The organism is Halolamina salina, from assembly GCF_042678005.1.
In the GTDB taxonomy this organism is placed as follows: Archaea; Halobacteriota; Halobacteria; order Halobacteriales; family Haloferacaceae; genus Halolamina; species Halolamina salina.
Genome location: NZ_JBHUDH010000023.1, coordinates 547 through 5,137 on the forward strand (window position 1 = coordinate 547; position 4,591 = coordinate 5,137).

At 65.9% G+C, this 4,591-nt stretch carries 4 protein-coding genes; 2 read left to right on the forward strand and 2 right to left on the reverse strand.

Features of this window, described 5'->3' with window-relative positions; translation table 11 throughout:
- Nucleotides 1-63: 63 nt before the first annotated feature.
- The gene (gene glnA, locus ACFR9S_RS02920) at nt 64-1,419 is read right to left on the reverse strand and encodes a type I glutamate--ammonia ligase (RefSeq protein ID WP_379732246.1); all 1,356 of its coding nucleotides are present in this window, start codon (nt 1,417-1,419) and stop codon (nt 64-66) included.
- Between the two features lie 125 nt (nt 1,420-1,544).
- Here glnA and lrp point away from each other — a divergent pair, with 125 nt between their 5' ends.
- Nucleotides 1,545-2,006 (forward strand): HTH-type transcriptional regulator Lrp, encoded by a 462-nt coding sequence (gene lrp / locus ACFR9S_RS02925; RefSeq protein WP_379732247.1) that lies wholly within the window; start codon nt 1,545-1,547, stop codon nt 2,004-2,006.
- Nucleotides 2,007-2,449: 443 nt separating this feature from the next.
- Here lrp and ACFR9S_RS02930 read toward each other — a convergent pair whose 3' ends face one another.
- Nucleotides 2,450-3,520, reverse strand: coding sequence for an aminopeptidase (locus ACFR9S_RS02930; RefSeq protein WP_379731391.1), 1,071 nt, complete (start codon nt 3,518-3,520; stop codon nt 2,450-2,452).
- A gap of 121 nt (nt 3,521-3,641) precedes the next feature.
- Here ACFR9S_RS02930 and ACFR9S_RS02935 point away from each other — a divergent pair, with 121 nt between their 5' ends.
- Nucleotides 3,642-4,385 (forward strand): DNA polymerase sliding clamp, encoded by a 744-nt coding sequence (locus ACFR9S_RS02935; protein ID WP_379731392.1) that lies wholly within the window; start codon nt 3,642-3,644, stop codon nt 4,383-4,385.
- Nucleotides 4,386-4,591 lie beyond the last annotated feature (206 nt).

Below are 4,591 nucleotides of genomic sequence, written 5' to 3' on the forward strand. Positions count from 1 at the left end.
TGCCGGGGGTTGAGGCGAGCGCCTGCGGCGCTCGCCGATGCCCCCGGGAAAAGCGGTTGAGGGTTAGAACTTCTCGAGGTAGCGGTCCAGCTCCCAGTCGGAGACGTCGACGAGGTACTCCGCGAACTCCGTGCTCTTCGCCTCGACGAACTTCGGCCCGACGTGGGGACCGAGCGCCTCGTAGATGGTGTCGTCGTCTTCGAGCGCGTCGACGGCCTCGCCGAGGTTGGTCGGGAGCGTCTCGATGCCGTACTCCTCGCGTTTCTGCTCGTCGAACTCGTAGATGTTCTCGCGGATCGGGTCCGGGCAGTCGAGGCCCTTCTCGACGCCGTCCAGCCCCGCGTGGATCAGCACCGCGAACGCGAGGTAGGGGTTACACGAGGGGTCCGGGAAGCGCGCCTCGATGCGGGAGGAGGCGGGCACGCGCGCGGCCGGCTTGCGGATCAGCGCCGAGCGGTTGCGGTCGGACCACGCGACGTAGACGGGCGCCTCGTAGCCCGGGACGAGGCGCTTGTAGCTGTTCACGGTGGGGTTGGTGACCGCGGCGAGGGCGGGCGCGTGTTCGAGGATCCCGGCGGTGAACTGCTTGGCCGTCTCGCTCAGGTCGAACTCGTCGTCCTCGTCGTGGAACGCGTTCTCGCCGTCCTGGAACAGCGAGATGTGGGTGTGCATCCCCGAGCCGTTGATCTTCGGGATCGGCTTGGGCATGAACGTCGCGTGGAGGTCGTGCTGGGCGGCGATCGCCCGGACGACCGTGCGGAACGTCGCGACGTTGTCCGCCGTCGAGAGCGCGTCGTCGTACTCGAAGTTGATCTCGTGCTGGCCCTCGGCGACCTCGTGGTGGGACGCCTCGATGTCGAACCCCATGTCCTCGAGGCCGTAGATGATGTCCCGGCGCACGTCGCTGGCGAGGTCCTTGGGCGCCACGTCGAAGTAGCCGCCGGCGTCGTTGGTCTTCGTGGTCGCGCGGCCCTCCTCATCCTCCTCGAACAGGAAGAACTCCGGTTCGGGCGCGGCGTTGACCTCGTACCCCATCTCCTCGGCGCGCTCGAGCGCGTTCTTCAGCACCGCACGCGGATCGCCCTCGAACGGCTCGCCCGTCGACGTGTCGATCACGTCACAGATGAGCCGCGCGGAGGTGTCGCGCCACGGCAGCACCGCGAACGTACTCGCGTCGGGCTTGAGGCGCATGTCCGACTCCTGGATGCGGACGAACCCCTCGATCGAGGAGCCGTCGAAGTAGATACCCTCGGTGAACGCCTTCTCCGCCTGATCCGCGGGAACGGAGACGTTCTTCACCGTCCCGAGGATGTCCGTGAACTGGAGCCGCAGGAAGTCGATCCCTTCGCGGTCGATACGTTCGAGAACGTCGCGTTCCTCCTCGGTGAGTCCGCCGTCAGGAGCCGGGTTGTCCGTCATGCTCTACCGGCTACTACGCCCCATACTACAAGAATATTCCCTTCCCACCAGAATACTGCCGAGGTCCGAGTCTGATAATTGGATGTTCGTAAAGTTCTTCCCCGGCGCGAGCGGAGTGGAGTACCATGACGTACGAAAACCTCGATGCGCGCCTGATCAACTCCCTGCTGGGCAACGGTCGTGCGAGCCTCCGCAGCCTGGGCGAGGAGCTTGACGTGTCGGTCACGACGGTGTCGAACCACCTGCAGGATCTGGAGGACGAGGGCGTGATCGAGGGGTACAGCCCCGACGTGAACTACCAGAAGCTGGGGTACGACGTGACGGCGATCCTCCAACTCAAAGTCGAGGGGACGGCGCTGCCGGAGATCACCGACCGGCTCGCGGATCTCCGCGGGATGGTGTCGGTGTACGAGGTGACGGGCGACCACGACGTCGTCGCCGTCGGGAAGTTCGAGGACACCGACGAGATGAACGACCGGATCAAGCGCGTCCTGACCGACGACGACGTGCGGGAGTCGAACACGTCGGTCGTACTGAACGCGGTCGTCGAGGATCAGCAGTTCGAGTTGGACGTCGACGAGGAGTAGGGCGAACGCTGCGTATTGATCGTCAGCGACGCCGATTCTTTGGTTTGTGTCGAAAATATCGACGCGAACACGACCGCGGAGTTAGCTAGACCACTTGCGGCCGCACCGCCCCGCACAGCCCTCAGGCCTCCCCAGCCGACTCCCTCCTTCGCTTCGCTCAGTCGGTCGTCCCTCGCGCGCTCGTTCGCGCCGTCGCGCTCAGGTCGCGCGCCGACCGCGGTGCAGTAGCGGGACGGTGGACGCCTGGTGACGGCCAACGGTCGGCCGCCGCGGGGGGAGGGGTGGGGACTCCATGCTGCGCCGGGATTCATGCCCGGCGCACTGCGGTCGCAAGTGGTCTACGAACGAGGTGCTGTCGCGGTTGCTGTTCCAGAAGTGTACGAACGAGGTGCTGTCGCGGCACTCGACGGAACCGAAAACAACGCGTCCAACGAGCGACTTCGCTACTCGAAGATGAACTTCCCGTCCTCCTGCACCACTTCGCCGTCGACCTCGATCACCGAGTCCTCGCTCATGTCGAGGATCATGTCGACGTGCTCGGCGCTGTCGTTGACCTCGTTGCCCTCGCCGACACACTGCGGGTAGGCGCTCCCGACGGCCATGTGAACCGTCTCGCCCATCTTCTCGTCGAACAGCATGTTGTAGGTGAACTGGTCGATGGCGTCGTTCATCCCGATACCCAGTTCGCCGAGGTAGCGCGCTTCCTCGTCGGTGTCGAAGACGCCCTGCAGCACGTCCTCGTTACGCTCCGCGGAGAACTCGGTGACCTTGCCGTCTTCGAAGGTGAGCCGGACGCCCTCGACCTCCCGTCCCTGTCGGTAGAGGGGCATGTCGAAGTACACCTCGCCCTCGACGCTGTGTTTGACGGGCGCGGTGAACACCTCGCCGCCGGGGAGGTTCGCCTCGCCGTAGTCGTTCGCGGCGGTGTTGCCCTCGATGGACATGGTGATGTCCGTCTCCTCGCCCGCACGGATGCGGACCTCGCTGGCGTCGTCGAGGATCTCGACGAGGTTCTCCTGGAACTCCCGCTGGGCCTCCCAGTCGAGCGTGACGGCGTCGTAGACGAACTCCTCGTAGGCTTCGGTGCTCATCCCCGCCAGTTGGGCGTAGCCGGGGCTTGGGTACTGCGTGAGACACCACGTCGTGTCGAGGCGGGCCTTCTTGATCGGGTCGTGGGCGCGGTTGTACGCGGCCGTGGTCTCGGGGTCCACGTCGGCCTTCTCGCTGGGGTTCGGGCCGCTGCGGGCGATGATCGTCGCGTCGGCGTTCTCGTACATCGCGAGTTCGTGGTCGGGCGTGTCGAACTCGTCGCTGCTGCGGAGGAACGCGCGGTCGGCGCGCTCGGAGTAGGTGAGCAGCAGGGGGTTGGCGCCCTTCTCGCCGAGCAGTTCGTGGAGCGCGACGGCGAGGTCCTCGGCGTCGCCGGGGACGTAGACGATCACGTCGTCGCCGGCCTCGATACCGGTGGAGTGCTCGACGATGGTCTCGGCGTGTTCACGGACTCGTGGATCCATACGTGAGCGGTCGGGGAGAGCGAGCCATACCCCTTGCGGAGTCGAACGGGCGGGGTCGATCCGCGCGCTCGGGGGGCCAAGAATCGGGAGGCTTTTTGAGTGTCGGGCGGAACGAACGACCATGTTCAAGGCCATCGTGAGCGCGTCGACGCTCCGGGACTCCCTCGACGCCGTGAGCGTGCTGGTCGACGAGTGCAAGATTCGGCTGAACGAGGAGGAGCTGTCGATCCGCGCGGTCGACCCGGCCAACGTGGGCATGGTCGATCTGACGCTCGAGGCGGCGGCGTTCGAGTCCTACGAGGCCGACGGCGGCGTCATCGGCGTCAACCTCACGCGACTGGAGGAGGTCGCCGGGATGGCCAACGCCGACGACCTGATCCACCTCGAACTCGACGAGGAGACCCGGAAGCTCCACATCGAGTGCGAGGGTCTCTCCTACACGCTGGCGCTGATCGACCCCGACTCGATCCGCAAGGAGCCGGACATCCCGGATCTGGACCTGCCGGCGGAGATCACGCTGGAGGGCGCCCAGCTCGACCGCGGGATCACCGCCGCCGACATGGTGAGCGACCACATCCGCCTGCGCGTCGACGAGACCGACGAGACGTTCCACATCGAGGCCGAGGGCGACACCGACGACGTGGACCTCCAACTGGAGTCCGAGGACCTGATCGCGCTGACCGCGGGACCCGCGGACTCGCTGTTCAGCCTCGACTACCTGAAGGACATGAACAAGGCGATCGCCTCCGACGCCGAGGTTCGGGTGGAGCTGGGTGAGGAGTTCCCGGTGAAGCTCCACTACGAGTTCGCTGAAGGGCTGGGCAACGTGACGTTCATGCTCGCGCCGCGTATCCAGAGCGACTGATCGGTCTTTCTGCGGGTCGGTTTTCTTGGTACGGTCGAGGGGGTAGGCTCCACGTGCGAGGTGTGCTCTCCGTACGCACTGCTTCGACGTTGACGACGGCAACAGCAACTCGATCGTTGGCACCTTGCGACCGAACCGCGTCGCACAGCCCTCGATCCTCCCCAGCCGACTCGCTCCCGTTGGTCGCTCGTCCCTCGCGCTCGCTC

Bases quoted from the DNA above. Each gene is read 5' to 3' on its own strand.
- glnA (WP_379732246.1), bottom strand. From the start codon at position 1,419: ATGACGGACAACCCGGCTCCTGACGGCGGACTCACCGAGGAGGAACGC.
- lrp (WP_379732247.1), top strand. From the start codon at position 1,545: ATGACGTACGAAAACCTCGATGCGCGCCTGATCAACTCCCTGCTGGGC.
- ACFR9S_RS02930 (WP_379731391.1), bottom strand. From the start codon at position 3,520: ATGGATCCACGAGTCCGTGAACACGCCGAGACCATCGTCGAGCACTCC.
- ACFR9S_RS02935 (WP_379731392.1), top strand. From the start codon at position 3,642: ATGTTCAAGGCCATCGTGAGCGCGTCGACGCTCCGGGACTCCCTCGAC.